The 16,018-nt window shown below is 64.1% G+C and carries 19 protein-coding genes; 9 read left to right on the plus strand and 10 right to left on the minus strand.

Going from position 1 to position 16,018, the window contains the following annotated elements; translation table 11 throughout:
* The first annotated feature begins 166 nt into the window (after positions 1 to 166).
* Both grpE and ACWTU9_RS07100 read left to right on the plus strand, forming a co-directional pair.
* A complete protein-coding gene (gene grpE, locus ACWTU9_RS07095; protein WP_454573419.1) occupies positions 167 to 796 on the plus strand; it encodes a nucleotide exchange factor GrpE in 630 nt (209 codons plus the stop codon).
* 105 nt (positions 797 to 901) lie between these two features.
* Complete coding sequence (locus tag ACWTU9_RS07100) at positions 902 to 1,534, plus strand: trimeric intracellular cation channel family protein (protein WP_455857686.1); 633 nt, start codon at positions 902 to 904, stop codon at positions 1,532 to 1,534.
* Positions 1,535 to 1,611: 77 nt separating this feature from the next.
* On the opposite strand, the gene ACWTU9_RS07105 is transcribed toward ACWTU9_RS07100, so the two are convergent.
* From ACWTU9_RS07105 to ACWTU9_RS07130, 6 genes are all read right to left on the minus strand, one after another.
* Positions 1,612 to 2,487 (minus strand): GNAT family N-acetyltransferase, encoded by an 876-nt coding sequence (locus ACWTU9_RS07105; protein ID WP_455857937.1) that lies wholly within the window; start codon positions 2,485 to 2,487, stop codon positions 1,612 to 1,614.
* Positions 2,488 to 2,663: 176 nt separating this feature from the next.
* Positions 2,664 to 4,955: a response regulator gene (locus tag ACWTU9_RS07110; protein ID WP_455857687.1), complete on the minus strand. Its 2,292-nt coding sequence runs from the start codon at positions 4,953 to 4,955 to the stop codon at positions 2,664 to 2,666.
* Between the two features lie 100 nt (positions 4,956 to 5,055).
* Positions 5,056 to 6,045 carry an acrylyl-CoA reductase (NADPH) gene (gene acuI / locus ACWTU9_RS07115; protein WP_455857688.1) on the minus strand — a complete coding sequence of 330 codons (990 nt, stop codon included), beginning with the start codon at positions 6,043 to 6,045 and terminating at the stop codon, positions 5,056 to 5,058.
* A gap of 98 nt (positions 6,046 to 6,143) precedes the next feature.
* Entirely contained in the window at positions 6,144 to 6,632 is a 489-nt protein-coding gene (lspA, locus tag ACWTU9_RS07120; RefSeq protein WP_454573423.1) for a signal peptidase II, read from the minus strand.
* Complete coding sequence (locus ACWTU9_RS07125) at positions 6,629 to 7,486, minus strand: TrmH family RNA methyltransferase (RefSeq protein ID WP_455857689.1); 858 nt, start codon at positions 7,484 to 7,486, stop codon at positions 6,629 to 6,631. The genes lspA and ACWTU9_RS07125 overlap by 4 nt, the downstream gene beginning before the upstream one ends.
* 17 nt (positions 7,487 to 7,503) lie before the next feature.
* The gene (locus ACWTU9_RS07130) at positions 7,504 to 8,580 is read right to left on the minus strand and encodes a class I SAM-dependent methyltransferase (protein ID WP_455857690.1); all 1,077 of its coding nucleotides are present in this window, start codon (positions 8,578 to 8,580) and stop codon (positions 7,504 to 7,506) included.
* A 129-nt stretch (positions 8,581 to 8,709) separates the two neighbouring features.
* Between ACWTU9_RS07130 and ACWTU9_RS07135 the strand changes: the two genes are divergently transcribed.
* The 4 genes from ACWTU9_RS07135 to ACWTU9_RS07150 all read left to right on the plus strand — a co-directional run bounded on the left by ACWTU9_RS07135 (position 8,710) and on the right by ACWTU9_RS07150 (position 10,828).
* Entirely contained in the window at positions 8,710 to 9,408 is a 699-nt protein-coding gene (locus ACWTU9_RS07135) for a helix-turn-helix transcriptional regulator (RefSeq protein WP_455857691.1), read from the plus strand.
* A gap of 87 nt (positions 9,409 to 9,495) precedes the next feature.
* Positions 9,496 to 9,876, plus strand: coding sequence for a VOC family protein (locus ACWTU9_RS07140; protein ID WP_455857692.1), 381 nt, complete (start codon positions 9,496 to 9,498; stop codon positions 9,874 to 9,876).
* Positions 9,873 to 10,307 (plus strand): EVE domain-containing protein, encoded by a 435-nt coding sequence (locus tag ACWTU9_RS07145; protein ID WP_455857693.1) that lies wholly within the window; start codon positions 9,873 to 9,875, stop codon positions 10,305 to 10,307. Before ACWTU9_RS07140 ends, ACWTU9_RS07145 begins: the two co-directional genes overlap by 4 nt.
* 80 nt (positions 10,308 to 10,387) lie before the next feature.
* Entirely contained in the window at positions 10,388 to 10,828 is a 441-nt protein-coding gene (locus tag ACWTU9_RS07150; protein WP_455857694.1) for a VOC family protein, read from the plus strand.
* On the opposite strand, the gene lhpI is transcribed toward ACWTU9_RS07150, so the two are convergent.
* The 4 genes from lhpI to sppA all read right to left on the minus strand — a co-directional run bounded on the left by lhpI (position 10,818) and on the right by sppA (position 13,534).
* The gene (gene lhpI / locus ACWTU9_RS07155) at positions 10,818 to 11,783 is read right to left on the minus strand and encodes a bifunctional Delta(1)-pyrroline-2-carboxylate/Delta(1)-piperideine-2-carboxylate reductase (protein ID WP_455857695.1); all 966 of its coding nucleotides are present in this window, start codon (positions 11,781 to 11,783) and stop codon (positions 10,818 to 10,820) included. The two genes, ACWTU9_RS07150 and lhpI, sit on opposite strands and share 11 nt — an antisense overlap.
* 30 nt (positions 11,784 to 11,813) lie before the next feature.
* Entirely contained in the window at positions 11,814 to 12,158 is a 345-nt protein-coding gene (locus ACWTU9_RS07160; protein ID WP_455857696.1) for a LapA family protein, read from the minus strand.
* A 54-nt stretch (positions 12,159 to 12,212) separates the two neighbouring features.
* Entirely contained in the window at positions 12,213 to 12,497 is a 285-nt protein-coding gene (locus tag ACWTU9_RS07165; RefSeq protein ID WP_006200394.1) for an integration host factor subunit beta, read from the minus strand.
* An 80-nt stretch (positions 12,498 to 12,577) separates the two neighbouring features.
* Positions 12,578 to 13,534 carry a signal peptide peptidase SppA gene (gene sppA, locus ACWTU9_RS07170; RefSeq protein ID WP_455857697.1) on the minus strand — a complete coding sequence of 319 codons (957 nt, stop codon included), beginning with the start codon at positions 13,532 to 13,534 and terminating at the stop codon, positions 12,578 to 12,580.
* Positions 13,535 to 13,829: 295 nt separating this feature from the next.
* On the opposite strand from sppA, the gene lptC reads away from it, so the two are divergent.
* The 3 genes from lptC to lptB are packed head-to-tail and all read left to right on the plus strand — an operon-like array spanning position 13,830 to position 15,926.
* Complete coding sequence (gene lptC / locus ACWTU9_RS07175; protein ID WP_455857698.1) at positions 13,830 to 14,543, plus strand: LPS export ABC transporter periplasmic protein LptC; 714 nt, start codon at positions 13,830 to 13,832, stop codon at positions 14,541 to 14,543.
* Positions 14,530 to 15,108 carry an LptA/OstA family protein gene (locus tag ACWTU9_RS07180; RefSeq protein ID WP_455857699.1) on the plus strand — a complete coding sequence of 193 codons (579 nt, stop codon included), beginning with the start codon at positions 14,530 to 14,532 and terminating at the stop codon, positions 15,106 to 15,108. Before lptC ends, ACWTU9_RS07180 begins: the two co-directional genes overlap by 14 nt.
* Positions 15,108 to 15,926, plus strand: coding sequence for an LPS export ABC transporter ATP-binding protein (lptB, locus tag ACWTU9_RS07185; RefSeq protein WP_454573435.1), 819 nt, complete (start codon positions 15,108 to 15,110; stop codon positions 15,924 to 15,926). The genes ACWTU9_RS07180 and lptB overlap by 1 nt, the downstream gene beginning before the upstream one ends.
* Positions 15,927 to 16,018 lie beyond the last annotated feature (92 nt).

The following is a 16,018-nucleotide window of genomic DNA, read 5'->3' on the forward strand; positions in this document are numbered from 1 at the left end:
AGCAAAGCCGGCGATCACGGTAAAATTTGAATTAATTTCGAGAGATCTTTGCGATCCGTGCCAAAGTCCTCCGAACGGCTCCAAGCATCGCTTGCCCCTTGATTTTTGACCGCCAAACCTCGATATCGAGCGCAAATCCAAACCATTCGAATGACGGGAAACGGCGATGAGCGACCAGGCAAAAGACGAACGCGCGCCCGAGGATATCGAAACGAACGAGGCCGAGCGTGCGCAAGGCGGCGTCGACGGCGACTATGAAGCGCTGGTGCGGCTGCTGAAGGAAAACGAGGAACTGAAGGACCGCGCGCTGCGCGTCGCGGCCGAAATGGAGAATCTGCGCCGCCGCACCGCGCGCGACGTGCACGATGCGCGCGCCTATGCGGTGGCCAATTTCGCCCGCGACATGCTGTCGGTGTCGGACAATCTGCGCCGTGCGCTGGACGCCATCCCGGCCGAGGCCAAGGCAGCCGGCGACGCCGGCTTCAAGGCGCTGATCGACGGTGTCGAGATCACCGAGCGCGCCATGCTGTCGACGCTGGAGCGGCACGGGGTGAAGAAGCTCGAGCCGGAAGGCGAGAAGTTCGACCCGAATTTCCACCAGGCGATGTTCGAGGTGCCCAATCCCGACGTGCCAGCCAACACCGTGGTCCAGGTCGTACAGCCGGGCTATTCGATCGGCGAGCGGGTGCTGCGGCCAGCCATGGTCGGCGTCGCCAAGGGCGGCCCCAAGATCGCGGCCGCCGAGGCGCCTGTCGAGCCGGGTCCGGTGAATGAGCAGGCTGAGAAGGACGCTTGAGAGAGCGAGTAGCGAATAGGGAGTAGCGAGTAGGGGACTGATACTAATCTGCGGCGTCGTGCTATTCCGCTACTCACTATTCGCTACTCACTATTCGCTCAGCCCATGAATCCCATCGACCTCCTCGACTACGCCGGCGTCGCTGTCTTTGCCGCGACCGGGGCACTTGCTGCCTCGCGCAAGCAACTCGACATTATCGGCTTCCTGTTCCTGGCCAGCGTCACCGGCATCGGCGGCGGCACGCTTCGCGACGTCATCCTCAACCTGCCCGTCTTTTGGGTCGGCAACTCCGGCTATGTGCTGATCTGCGCAGTGGTTGCGGTGCTGGTCTTCTTCATTGCCCACCGCGTCGAATCCCGCTGGAAATGGCTGCTCTGGCTCGACGCCATCGGATTGGCAGCCTTTTCGGTGATGGGCGCGGCCAAGGGGCTGGCCATTACCGGCTCGCCGGTCGTCTCCGTTGTCATGGGCGTGCTGACCGCCACATTCGGCGGCATCCTGCGCGATCTGCTGGCGGGCGAGCCATCGGTGCTGCTGAGGCCCGAAATCTACGTCACCGCGGCGCTTGCGGGTGCCGGCCTCTACACGCTTGGCGACCTCGCCGGACTGCCGCCGCTCGCGTCTGATATCGCCGGTTTCGTCGCGGCTTTCCTGGTGCGCGGCGGCGCGCTCAAGTTCGGCTGGACATTTCCGTCCTACAAGAGCCGCCCAGGGCGGCGGCCGGAGGATATTCCGTGAGAGAGCGAATAACGAATAGTGAGTAGCGAATAGGAATTGGCACTCCGCGGATCGCCGCGTAGCTCTCTCACTATTCGCTACGCCGCAAAGCGCTGGGCTTCCCCACCATAGTAATTCACGTAGCGGGCGCCGATTTCCTTGACCGGCATCACCACGAACACATCGACGGTGGAGAATTCGCGGTCGATGACGCAGCCGTCGCCGATGCGGGCGCCGACGCGCAGATAGCCCTTGACCAGCGGCGGCATGGCCGCAATCGCCGCCTTGGCGTTGACCGCCTCGATCGGCATCAGGTCCATCGAGCAATAGCGTCCGGAGACCGCCCGCACATCCCAGGCCGAATTGGTGCGGCAGTGATAGGCAAGGTAGGTGAGCGCCTCGGCATGCGCCGCCGGCACCGTGCCGTGGAACGAGGCGCAGCCGGTCATCACGCCGATCTCATAGTGTTTGATGTAGGCCCAGATGCCTTGCCATAGCGCCTCGATGGTGCGCTTGGAGCGGTATTCCTTAAGAACGCAGGAGCGGCCGAGTTCAAGGAAGCGCTGGCCGGGATGCCGGGCAATCAGCTTGGTCAGCTCGAATTCGCCTTCGGAATAGAAGCCGCCGGCGGTCGCCGCGATTTCTTGTCGCAACAGGCGATAAGTGCCGACGATGCGGCGGTGCTCGGGGCCGGAGATCGAGGTGTCCAGCACCAGCAGATGGTCGCAGAGCGGGTCGAAACGGTCGGCGTCGCGCCGGTCCTGCGCCTGGAACAGGTCCTTTCTAGCGCCAAGCTCGTCATAGAATACCCGGTAGCGCACTTCCTGTGCGGCAGCGATCTCGGCCTCGTTGCGGGCAAGCCGCACTTCGAGATTGCCGATCCGGCCCAGCGGTGCGCCTGTTGCGACGGCATCGGCGTTACGCGCAGCGAGCAAAGCGCCGCCTGCGTTGGGCCGAGTGTCACATTCCGGCATAACTGTATGCACGAGTGATTCTCCTTCGAGCCATCCCTCTTGGCACGGGGATACGGTGTAGGTGCAACAGGATTGTGACAGTACCGTGATACGGCGTTGCGGGCAATACTTCGTCGGCTGGCGAAAACCCTCAACCGGCTACCTTACGGGATGGCAGAGAGCATGCCGAGGCGGCCTCAGGCGGCCACCTGGCCCTCGACGGCATGGACCAGAGCCTCGGGGTCGAGCGGCTTGGTGACGAAGCCGCTGGCCCCGTGCGCGAGCACGGTGTGGCGCGTCTTTTCCTGGCTGTCGGCCGAAAGCACCATGATCGGAACCGGCGGCACGGCCATTTCTTCCTCGTGGCGGCGGATGGCGGCGATTGCGTCCAGCCCGTCCATCACCGGCATGTGCAGATCCATCAGCACCACGTCGAAACGGTGTTTCAGCCCGGCTTCGGTGATTGCCTCGACAGCCGCCTTGCCGTTTCCGACAACCTTCACGCGATGCCCTGCCTTCAAAAGCGTGGCGCGGGCCAGCATGGCGTTGATGTCGTTGTCTTCGGCGATCAGCACCGACAGGCCATGCTGGCGTGCGCCTGCGGCGCGAAGCGACGACGCGCCGCTTTTTTCCGGCTTCTTGGGCAGGGGTAAAGCAGGAGCGTAGCTGGTCAGCAGCACGCGCAGCAGCGTTTCGCCGCGCACCGGCCTTGCCAGGAAGGTGGCGTAGCCGCTGGCGCGGAATTCGCCAAGCATGCCGCGGTCGGTCGGCGCGATCAGCGTGATCGCCTCGCAATCGGCAAAACCGCTCTGGCGCAGGCGCTTGAGCAGCCTGCCGTCGCTGTCTTCCATGGCGGCATCGATCAACAGCACGTCGCAGTGGTCGGTAAGAGGCGCCGCCTGGGAAGCGGTCGCGGCGACATCGACGGTGCCGCCATGGGCACGGATGGTGCGGGCGATGGCGTCGGCCTCGACGGGGTTCTTCGACACGATCACGGCGCGCCGGCCGGCGAGGATGTTCTGCCGGTTCTGCGGCGCTTCGGTTGCCCCTGTGGCCGGGAGCTCGAAGACGAATTCCGATCCCTCGCCAAGCCGGCTCGACACCGAAATTGCGCCGCCCATGGCGGTGACCAGTCGCCTCGATATGGCAAGGCCGAGGCCGGCGCCGCCATGGGTGCGGGTCGAGGTGCCGTCGGACTGTTCGAATTCCTCGAAGATGCGCTCCATGTCCTCTTCGCGCAGGCCAGGGCCGGTGTCGGCGACGGTGAAGCAGATGCGGTCGCTGGTCTCGGTGCAGGCCCGTGCAACCGAAACCAGCACGCCGCCGGTATCGGTGAACTTGATCGCATTGCCGATCAGGTTGAGCAGCACCTGCCTGACTCTTCCCGGATCGGCCATGATCATCTGCGGCACGTCGGGCTCGACATGACAGCCAAGGCCGATATTCTTGGCGAAGGCTCTCGCCGCCATCAGTTCAATGATGTTGTCGGCAATCTCGCGCAAAGATGTCGGCTGCGGTTCCGGGTCGAAGCGGCCGGCCTCGATCTTGGAATAATCGAGCAGGTCTTCGATGAGCGCCAAAAGGGCGCTGGCCGAGGTCGAGACGGCACCGACATAGGTGCGCTGCTCGGGCGACAGGTTGGTGTCGGCCAGAAGCTTGGCCATGCCCATGATGCCGTTCATCGGCGTGCGGATCTCATGGCTGACGGTGGCGAGGAAGCGCGACTTGGCCTGGCTGGCGTATTCGGCACGCTCGCGCGCGGTAATCAGAGAGGATTCGGCGCGTTTGCGGGCGGTGATGTCGCGGGCAATCGCCCGGTGTGAAACGGCGCCGCTGTCCTTGTCGCGCACCGACAGTTCGATCCACGAGAACCAGCGCGGGCCGCTCGGTGTGCGGATGGAGACGTCGGTGGAACTCAGGCATTCGTGATCCGAAAAGGCGGCGTCGGGAACGATGCCGACATCGATGCCCAGGTCAGCCAGCGTCCTGCCGGCAAGGTCGCGCTGATCGGTTCCGACGAGGCCGGCGAAAACCTTGTTGGCATAGACGATGTGGCCGTCGCGGTCGCGGTGGACGACGAGATCGCCGAGCGCATCGATCAAGCCCCGAAAGCGCTCCTCGCTCTCCTGCATTTCCCACATGCGGTCGGCCAGCGTCTCGATCTCGGCGCGGCTGCGGGCGGCGGTTTCGTCAAGCAAGGCCGTCGCGCGGTGGACCGTGCGGCGGCTGCGCAGGTGCATGGCGACGCCGGCAAGCCCGATCGCCAGCAGGCCGAGCGTGATGAAGATTGGCGCGCCGCTGAGGTGGGACAGGCCCGCCAGGGCGACACTGGCGACGACCGTCAGGAACAGCAGGCCCTCGTGCGTGGCGCGCGGAAAATCCGGGGCCAGCGGTGGTGGGGCAACAAGCAGCCGCTTGGGCGTCGCCGGGCTCGGCCCGGCGACGCTCTCGGCACGGTTCTTCTCTTTCCTGGCGGACTCCGCGATCATGCGGAAATCCTTGTCAGACATAGATTATGGAAAAGCGCGGCGGATCGTTCGAATTTTAGCGGTCATGCATTTTTGCCGCCGTTCCGGTGGCTTCGGGGTCTCACATATCCACGACCACGCGGCCCCTGATCTTGCCGTCGACGATGTCGTGGGCGGCGGCGATGATGCCGTCGAAGCCGATGGTCGTCGACAGGCCGGCGAGCTTTCCCAGGTCGAGATCGGTGCCGATGCGGCGCCATGCTTCCAGTCGCACGGCCTTGGGCGCCATCACCGAATCGATGCCGAGCAGCGAGACGCCGCGCAGGATGAACGGGGCGACACTCGACGGCAGGTCCATGCCGCCGGCGAGGCCGCAGGCGGCGACCGCGCCGCCATAGGCGGTCATCGACAGCACATTGGCCAGCGTATGGCTGCCGACGGCATCGATGCCGCCGGCCCAGCGCTCCTTGGCCAGCGGCTTGGCCGGCAGGGAGAGTTCCTCGCGCGAAATCACTTCGGCAGCACCGAGGTCGATCAGATAGGGGCTCTCGGCGTTGCGGCCGGTGGAGGCGATGACGTGGTAGCCGAGGCTGGACAGGATCGAGACCGCGACCGAGCCGACGCCGCCGGCTGCCCCCGTCACCACCACCGGGCCGCGATCCGGCAGGATGCCGTGCCGCTCCAGCGCCATCACGCTCAGCATGGCCGTATAACCAGCGGTGCCGACTGCCATCGCATCGTGGGCGCTGATGCCGTCGGGCAGCGGCACCAGCCAGTCGCCGTTGACGCGGGCGCGCCCGGCAAAGGCACCGAAATGCGTTTCGCCGACGCCCCAGCCATTGAGGATGACCTTGTCGCCCTTGCGCCAGTCGGCATGAGATGAGGACATGACGGTCCCGGCAAAATCGATGCCCGGCACCAGCGGCCAGCGGCGGATCACCGGCGCCTTGCCTGATAGAGCGAGCCCATCCTTGTAGTTGACCGTCGTCGCCTCGACCGCGACGGTGACATCGCCTTCCATCAGATCGGCTTCGGTGAAATCGACGATCTCGACCGATTGCTTCTTTTCGGCATCGCGCGAAACGAGGATGGCTTTGAACGTCTCGGACACTTTTTTCTCCTCGGGCGAGCAGCTGCGAAGACTGGCAAAACTGGCCGGACTGTGCGGCGGCGGTCCGGCGAGGTCAATTGGTCAAAAGAGTCGGGCGTTCAAGCGTCGGGACTTTGCGGCTTAGCCTCGCGCCGCCAGCCGATGAGTTCGTCGAAGACGACCAGCACGGCGCCGACCGAGATGCAGGCGTCGGCGAGGTTGAAGATGGCGAAGGACCAAGTCTGCGTGTGGAACAGGATGTAGTCGATGACGTGGCCATACGTAGCGCGGTCGACGAGATTGCCGAGCGCGCCGCCGACGATCAGCGCGAAGCCGATGCGGGCAAGCACATGGCCGGGCGGCGTACGCGTCGCGAGATATAGCACGAAAGCGACGACGAGAACCGCAATCACCACCAGGCCGGTGTCGCCAAAGGACTCGAACATCGAGAAGGCAATGCCGGTGTTGAAGGTGCGAAACAGCGCCAGGAACGGTACCAGATCAATCTTCTCCTGAAAGGCGAGGCTGGTCTCGACCAGATATTTTATCCACTGATCGAGCGCAAAGGCGACGATGGCCAGCAGGACGTAGGGGGACCATGATTTCACGGTTTGGTATCCTCGGGGGCAAGCTTCAGGGCGCCGCGGCGGATCTCGAACAGCATGACGCCGGTGGCGACCGCCAGGTTGAGCGAATCGGCGCGGCCGGCCTGCGGAATCCGGAGCAGCCGGTCGCAGCTTTCGGCCAGACTATCGGGCAGACCCTGCTGCTCGTTGCCCATCATCAGCAGCACCGGGCCTCGGGAGAAATCGACCGAGCGGTAATCGACCGCACCCTTGAGATGGGTGCCGACGACGAGGCCTGAAAAGCTGTTTCGCCAGGCCAGGAACGCTTCCGGCGTGGCCCTGGTTACCGGCACCGCGAAGATCGAGCCCATGGTGGCGCGCACGGTTTCGACCGAAAAAGGGTCGGTGGTTTCCCCGACCAGGATAACGCCCTTGGCGCCGACGGCATCGACAGTGCGGATGACAGTGCCGAGATTGCCGGGATCGCGGACCCGGTCGAGAGCCACCCAGACGTCACCGTCATGAGCGCGGATGTCCTTCAGCGGCAGCATCTTCTGGGCGAAGACGCCGACTACCATTTGCGGGTTGTCGCGGCGGGTGATGGCGACCAGCACTTTTTCCGACACTTCGAGCACCGTGCCGCCGGCGGCAACTGTGCGCGCCGCCACCTTCTCGACGGCCGCGTTGCCGCGCCCGGCCTTGGCGAAGACCAGCGTCCTGATCGACCAGCCGAGGTCGAGCGCGTCGATCACCAGCTTCAGCCCTTCGGCCATGAAGGCGTTCTGCTGATCGCGGAATTTCTTCTGCGCCAGTGCCTTGATGTCCTTGATCAGCGGGTTGGCGAGGCTGGTGACTTCCTTCACCTGCCCCGGCGCGCCGGCGTGCCGCTCGTTCATTTATGGCTCCCCGGCATTCAGGCCACCCAGCGCGAAAACAGCGACGTCGACAGTGCCCGCCCAGCGGATTGCTCGCGGATGATCAGTTCGCCTGACTCAACCGTGCCGCCCATGCCGGCAAAGGTGTCGCGCATCAAGGCATGGATGGCGAAGAAGGAGGCGCGGATCGAATAGGCGGTCAGCACCACGGCCAGCGGTTTCGGCGTCAGGATCGCGCGGCAGAGGTCGGTCAGCCCAGGCAGATCCTCGAACAATTGCCAGACCTCGCCCTTGGGGCCGCGGCCATACGCCGGCGGGTCGAACAGGATGATGTCGTAGCGGCTGCCGCGGCGCTCCTCGCGCTCGGCGAATTTCACTGCGTCGTCGACGATCCAGCGGATCGGCTTCGAGCCAAGGCCGGCCATTTCCTGGTTTTCGCGCGCCCAGCCGATCGCCTTTTTTGAGGCGTCGACATGGGTGACCTCAGCGCCCGCGCGGGCGGCCACCAGAGACGCGAGCCCGGTGTAGCCGAACAGGTTGAGCACCTTGACCGGGCGCTTCGCCGCTGCGATCAGCCCTGCCATGTGGTCCCAGTGCGAAGCCTGTTCGGGGAACACGCCGACATGGCGAAACGAGGTAAAGCGGCCGAGATAGTCGATGCCGTCATGCTTCATCGGCCAGGTCTCGCCGAGCGGCGTTTTGGGAAAGCGCCAGCGGCCGATGCCTTCTTCGTCGGTGTCGCCGGTGAAGATGGCGTCGGCGCGGTCCCAGTCCCTCGCCGGCAGGGCCCTTTGCCAGATCGCCTGACCCTCCGGCCGCACGATGCGGTAGGGCCCGTATTGTTCGAGTTTTTCGCCGGCGCCGCTGTCGAGCAACGCATAATCCTGATTGGGCGCCACTTCCAGGATCACCGGCAGGCGTTCGGCGGGCAGGGCGCCATCGCGGCGCGCCAGGATGCGAGGCGCCGGCTTGGGATCAGACCGGTCGTCCGGTTTTGCCTCATTCCGCTGCGATTTGGCTTCCGATCGGACTGTGTCCGGCCGCGGCCGCGCGTGTTCGGCCCTGCCCTTTGCGGGCGGACGGTTGTCGCGGCGTTTGTCGCGAAAAGACTTCAAGCAGGAGCGTCTCCGGAGGCGGCAGGCCGCTTTTGACATAGGGTCACCGGCTGCGCAAACAAAATGGTCCAGCATACCGAATGTCTGAGGTGGTGGACCTCCCCTGAGGAAACAGGCAAATCTGGGATCATGTCCCGTTCCGAACGCCTGCTCGACCTGATCCAGACCCTGCGCCGGCATCGCCGGCCGGTCAGCGGGCGCACGCTTGCCGGCGAGATGGGCGTTTCGATCCGCACGCTTTACCGCGATATCGCCACGCTGCAGGGGCAGGGCGCGCCGATCGAGGGCGAGGCGGGGCTGGGTTATGTGCTGAAGCCCGGCTTCATGCTGCCGCCGCTGATGTTCACCGACGAAGAGATCGAGGCCATTGTGCTCGGATCGCGTTGGGTTGCCAGACAACCGGACAAGCGGCTGTCTGAAGCAGCCACCGATGCGCTGGCCAAGATCGCCGCCGTTCTGCCGGACGACTTGCGCGAGGATCTCGATGCCACCGCGCTCCTGGTCGGGCCACGCAGCGAATTGGTCGAAAGCATCGACCTCGGCGTGGTGCGCCAGGCGATCCGCGACGAGCGAAAACTCGGCTTTCTCTATCGTGACGCCGTCGGCGCCGCGTCCCAGCGCTTGGTCTGGCCGTTTGCGCTCGGCTTCTTCGACAAGGTGCGGGTGGTGGCGGCGTGGTGCGAGACGCGGCAGGATTTCCGCCATTTTCGCGCCGACCGCATGTCCGATCTCAACACCACCGCTATCCGCTATCCGCGTCGTCGGCAGGTGCTGCTGAAGGAATGGCGGACGATGATGGATGCGTCGAAGCGCCAAACCGACGTGTGATTTTTTAAACGCTTTGAAATCGCTGCTGCCAGAAATTGACAGTAGTGCCGTCTACGCTCTTCCCGTCGAAACCCTTGGAGAGCAGACATGCACACCCCCAATTTCGTCATCCTCTATGTCGACAACCCGGAGCGGAGCGGCGCCTTCTACAGCGCGCTCCTCGGACGCCAGCCGGTGGAGACGTCGCCGACCTTCGTGCTGTTCGTTCTCGACAAGGGCTTCAAGCTCGGCCTCTGGTCGCGCCATACCGTGGAGCCGGCGGCCGCCGCGACGGGCGGAGGCGGCGAACTTGTGCTGGCAGTCGAAAACGCGGCAGCGGTGGACGCCACGCATGCGGATTGGGCGAGCCGCGGCCTCGACATGCTGCAGGTGCCCACTGATCTGGATTTCGGCCGCACCTTCGTTGCTCTCGATCCGGACAACCATCGCCTGCGTGTCTATTGGCCGTTCGAAGGAGCCCAGGGATGACCGCCCATTGGATCGCTGTGGCTTCCGCCCAACATGTTCGACGCGGCCGCGCTGACGGCTTCATGCAGGTCAACCACGGTAAGGCGGCGCCGCTGCGCCGAATCAAGCCCGGCGACGGTGTGGTCTATTATTCGCCGAGCACCGTGCTCGGCGAGAAGGACGGGCTGCGGGCCTTTACCGCCATCGGCACGATGCGCGACGGCGAACCTTATCAGGGCGAGATGGGCGGCGGCTTCGCGCCGTTCCGGCGCGACGTTGCTTGGTCGAACGGGGCGGAAGCGCCGATCAGGCCGCTGCTCGATAAGCTTGATTTCACCAAGGGCAAGTCGAACTGGGGTTATCAGCTGCGCTTTGGCCTGTTCGAGATCGGCCAGCACGATTTCCTGCTTATCGCGCAGGCGATGGACGTCAAAATCGCCGAGGCGGCGTGAGGCGCCAAGCCATCAGCAGGCTTGTCCGACAACAATACCATGGTGGTCTGAACCGCCGCACTTGTTCAAAGGAAAATAGTATGGACTTCGTCTCGATCCGCATCATTACCGACCAGATCAAGCCTCTGGTGGCCTTCTACGAGGCCATCACCGGCCTGACCGCGACCTGGTTCACGCCGGATTTCGCGGAACTGGCAACGCCCTCCTGCACGCTGGCGATCGGCAGCACGCGCACGCTGACGCTGTTCGGGGTGGATGTGGCGCAGCCGGCCGCCAATCGCTCGGCGATCATCGAGTTTCGCGTCGGCGATGTCGATGCGGAGTACAGCAGGCTGGCGAAAACCATCGGCGGCTTCGTACAGACGCCGACGACGATGCCATGGGGCAACAGATCGCTGCTGCTGCGCGATCCCGATGGCAATCTGGTGAACTTCTTCACCCCGGTCAGCGCGGAAGCGATCCGGAAGTTCGATCGCAAGGCTGGTGCCGTGGCGCCGGCACGGCCAGACGCTACGACTTGAGCGCGTTGTAGACGGCAATCCCGGCGGCGAGATCCTCGAGCGCGGCGCCGACCGATTTGAACAGCGTGATCTCACTGGGGCTCTGCCGGCCCTTTTTCTCGCCGCGCGCCAGTTCGTGCAGATCGGCGACGATGGCCTCCGGCTTCAGCACGCCGGAGGCGAGCGGCTGGACGATGTCACCGGCTTCCTTGGTGGCGCCGGCACGGGTGTCGACATAGACGCGGGCGCGACTGATCGCGTCGTCGTCGCTTTCGCGCATGGTCGGCGTGAAGCCGCCGACCAGATCGACATGCGCGCCTGCTTTCAGCAATGCGCCCTTGATCAGTGGCGTCGTCGTGATCGTCGCCGAGGAGACGATGTCGGCTTCGGCAAGCTCGGCATCGAGATCGCTTGCGGCTTCGGCGTTGAAACCATCCCCGCGCAAATCAGCCGAGACCTTTTCGGCATTGGCCTGCGTGCGGTTCCAGATGCGGATGGTCTTGATCGGCCGCACTGCCGAATGCGCCTTGGCCAGGAACGGCGATAGCGCGCCGGCGCCGACCACCAAGAGCCGCGAGGCGTCCTCGCGGGCGAGATAGGAGGCGGCCAGCGCCGAGGCGCAGGCGGTGCGCCACTGTGTCAGCCGCTGGCCGTCGATCAGCGCCTCGGGTTCGCCGGTGGCGCCGTTGAGCAGGAGGTAGAGGCCCATCACCGCCGGCTTGCCGATGGCGTTGTTGTCGGGCGATACGGTGACAATCTTGACGCCGATATGGCCGCCCGCCGATGTGCCGGCGGCATGGAAGTCGGTCCAGGCCGGCATCAAAAGCAGCGTGGAAGCCGCACCGTCGGGCCGCTCGACTGCATGGTGATGGCGGACCGGCTGCACGGCGCCGTCGCGGAAGGCCGCGCGCAATGTCTCGACCAGCCCTGGCAAGGTCAGCGCCTGGTCGACAGCGTCGGCCGAAATGGTCAGCATGCAAAACTCCGCGAAGATAAAAGCGCTGGCTCAGGCCGTTGGCTTCGGCAGCGCCGTCCCTGCGGCAGAGCCTTGCGGCGCGGCCGGCACACGGCTGACCGCCTGGCGCAAATTTTCGGCCTCGACACCGCGCTGGCGCGCCAGCTTGCGGTAGCGGCCCTGCTTGACCCAGGTCGCCAGGCTGCCGATGACCATGCCGATGGCCAGTGCCACGAACAGGAAGATGAACAGCGGTAGGTTCAGCGTCAGCTTCGGGTTGCCGGGGTTGAACGGGTCAAGCGTGAAGGCGACCAGCTCGCGGTTGGCGACGGCCAGCGCAATCAGGATGACGGCCAGCGGCACGAAGACCACGATAAGTATGAAGCGGTTGAACATGGAGATTCCCTGGGAAGGCAGAGCCTTGAGAAGGCCGACGCGTCAAGTCCGCGCTTATTTGCCGCCGTTCAGCCTTTCACGCAATTCCTTGCCGGTCTTGAAGAACGGCACCCACTTCTCCTCGACCTCGACGGATTCGCCGGTGCGCGGGTTGCGGCCGGTTCGGGCAGGGCGATTTTTCACCGAAAAAGCGCCGAAGCCGCGCAACTCGACCCGGTTGCCTTCGGCAAGGGCATCGGTGATCTCGTCGAATATCGCCCCCACGATGTTTTCGACGTCGCGCAGGAAAAGATGCGGGTTGCGCGTGGCAATGATCTGTACAAGCTCGGATTTGATCATCAGAAAGGTCCCCGTGAAAGCGCTGCGGTCAAATTATCAGGATGATTTTATTTGCTTTTTTACTCGCCCCAAACGGCAGATCAAGGGTGCCAGACGGAAACGAGACCGTCAAGAAACAAGCGATCCGCGCCGATTTCGTGAAGGACGTCGCTGCCGGCGTCCGACAGGCCGAGCGCGCTGCCGACGCTGCGCGCTATTGCCTTCGAGAACAGGAAGCCGCCACGCCGTTCGGTGTCCTTCCATTCCACCACCTTGAGCTTTGCGTCGACGCCCTTGGTCGCCAGCCAGTCGATGGCCACGCTTTCGCCGCCGACAGCGTCGATCAGGCCGTTGGCAAGTCCCTGGCGGCCGGTGAAGATCGAACCGTCGGCCAGGGCGAGTGCCTGCTCGCGGGTCATCTTGCGGCGCTCGGCGACGATGCCGACGAACCAGTCATAGCTGTCGAGGATGAGCTTGCGGACCATGGCGCGCTCGTCGTCATTGGTCGGCTTGAAGGGTGAGGGCGCGGCTTTCAGCGGCGAGGATTTCACCTCTTCGAGCTTGACGCCGACCTTGTCCATCAGGCCGCTGAGATCGGGATACTGGATCAGCACGCCGATCGAGCCGACGATCGAGGTCTTGCGAGCGACGATATGGTCGCTAGCGCTGGCGATCATGTAGCCGGCCGACGCTGCCAGCGTGCCGACCTCGGCCACCACCGGCTTGTCGGCGGCGAGCTTACGCACCTCCTCGTAGATCGATTCGCCGCCGACCGTGGTCCCGCCGGGCGAATCGATGACCAGGATGACTCCCTTGACCTGCGAGGATGTGCGGATGGTCTCCAGCCGCTTGATCAGTTCCTCGTCCTCGGTGATGGTGCCTTCGATCCTGACCTTGGCGATGTGGTCGACGGAAGTACCGCCGATGTCTTCGCCATAAAACCAGCTTGCAAGCGCAACCACCCCGAGCGCCACGATGACGATGGCCGCGCCACGCCAGAAGGTCAGCTTGCGCCGCAAGCGGCGGCGGTCGATCAGGTCGTCGGCTCTCAGTGCCATGGTCTGCCTCATGGTCGGTGGGAAGCGATGCTTTTAAAGCAAGCATCCGCGCCCGGCTACCTCTTCCTCACGGGCCTGCGACGAAGCGACCTTCACGGCCGCCAGCATTTCAGGAAATAATTACGCGGCGCGTTCGTTTCTGCTATGAAGTGCCGAAATTGTGTCGCCTGATTTCCGTCTGTAAAACAGCGGCCGTCACATTTTTGCGGTTTTCCTCCGCTTGTGCTTGCTTGCGGGGGCCGGCAACCCACCTATAGCAGGTGTTTTGGCGGACAAGGGTTATTAGAAGACAGTCATGCTAGCGCGATCGAACGAAACGACCAACGCCGATGCGGCCTTGGCGCCCACGGCGCCAGCGAGCACGCGCGGCGACGCCTTCGACCGTGCCCAGCGCCATTCGCGCCGCGTGCGCGTGCTGAAATTCGCAGTGCCGCTGCTTGCCGCTGGCATCGCGGTTGCCTTTCCGGTGTATTCCTATCTCGCAGCGCCGGTCTCGATCTCGATACAGGCCGACGGCACCGCCTTTTCCGATGGCAAGCTGGTGATGGCCAATCCCAAGCTCAACGGCTTCACCAAGAGCAAGCTGCCCTATTCGCTGACGGCTCTGCGCGCCATCCAGGACGTCGGCAAGCAGGACATCATCGAACTCGAAGGCATCCATGCCAAACTGCCGCTGACGGCCGACAATGTGGCAACGGTCGAGGCCAAGCGCGGCATCTACAACCGAAACGCCAACACGATGGACATGACCAGCGACGTCACCGTGACCACCACCGACGGTGTCGAGGCGAAGTTCAAATCGGTCTTCCTCGATATGGGCAAAGGCTCTATGAAGACAGGTGATCCGGTCGATGTCAGCCGTGACGGTTCGCGGATCACGGCGGGTTCGATGGCGGTCGAGGAAAATGGCAAGGTTGTCGTTTTCGAAAACAAGGTAAGCGTCCACATCGATCCGGCCACTATGAAGGCGGCAGAGGCAAAGAGCGGAGAATCGAATGCGTCCCAGTAATTCGGCACGGCTTGTCGCCGCTTCAGCCTTGCTGTTGCTGGGCATGGCGCCGTCCTGGGCCCAGTCCAGCGCCACCAGCCAGTCCGGGCTCAAATTGTCCGGCGACCAGCCGATCCAGATCGAAAGCGACAAGCTCGAGGTCCGCCAGGCTGACAGCATGGCGCTGTTCAGCGGCAACGTCACCGTTACGCAAGGTCCGACTTTGCTCAAGGCTGGCAGCATGGAGGTCTACTACGTCAAGGACCCAAATGCCGCCAAGGGTGCGGCCGCCGGCGCGTCTGCGATGACAGGTTCGGCTAACATCGATCACCTGGTGGTCAAGAACAAGGTCTACATGAAGTCGAACGACCAGATTGCCACTGGCGACAACGCCACGTTCGACATGAAGACGCAGGTTCTGGTCCTATCAGGCAATGAAGTCGTGCTGTCCCAGGGCCCCAACGTGCTCAAGGGCTGCAAGCTCACCGTGCAGATGAAGAGCGGCCTGGCTCAGGTCGACGGTTGCGGCAAGCGCGTCATCATGTCGATGACGCCGCCGCCGAAATCCGAGGCGCCGAAGAACTGATGGCCGGCGTATCGTCGCTGCTGACCCGTCTTCCGGGACGGGCAGCCAGCAAAGTTGCCACACCCGACACGGTCACCGTCGAGTCCACGAAGTTCAAGGGCACCCTGATCGCCAAGGGTCTGACCAAGAGCTACAAGGGTCGCAAGGTGGTCAGCGGCGTCACCATCGGTGTGCGCGCCGGCGAGGCTGTCGGGCTGCTCGGCCCGAACGGCGCCGGCAAGACCACCTGTTTCTACATGGTCACCGGCCTTGTGCCTGTGGACGAAGGCACGATCGAGATCGACGGTTTCGACGTCACCTCGATGCCGATGTATCGCCGCGCCCGCCTCGGCATCGGCTATTTGCCGCAGGAAGCGTCGATCTTCCGTGGCCTCAATGTCGAGCAGAACATCCGCGCCGTGCTCGAAGTGGTCGAGAAGGACCGCAAGGTGCGCGAGCGCAATCTCGACGAACTGCTCGAGGAATTCCACATCAGCCATCTGCGCAAGTCGCCGTCCATGTCGCTGTCCGGCGGCGAGCGGCGGCGCCTGGAAATCGCCCGCGCCCTGGCGACGCGGCCGGCCTACATGCTGCTCGACGAGCCTTTCGCCGGCATCGACCCGATTGCGGTGGCCGACATCCAGCAGCTTGTGCGCCATCTGACGGCGCGCGGCATCGGCGTGCTCATCACCGATCACAATGTGCGCGAAACGCTCGGCCTCATCGACCGCGCCTATATCATCCATGCCGGCCAGGTGCTGACGCATGGTCGCGCCGACGAAGTGGTGGCGAACCCCGATGTGCGGCGGCTTTACCTCGGTGAGGGTTTCACCCTCTGAGCGTGAAATTTGTTTCCTGACGCTACTCTTTGCCGCCCCGCCAGCCTTTTTCTCCGATTTTGCGTGAGATAATGCTCCGGTTAGGGCCCTTT

Source organism: Mesorhizobium sp. 128a (genome assembly GCF_053848025.1).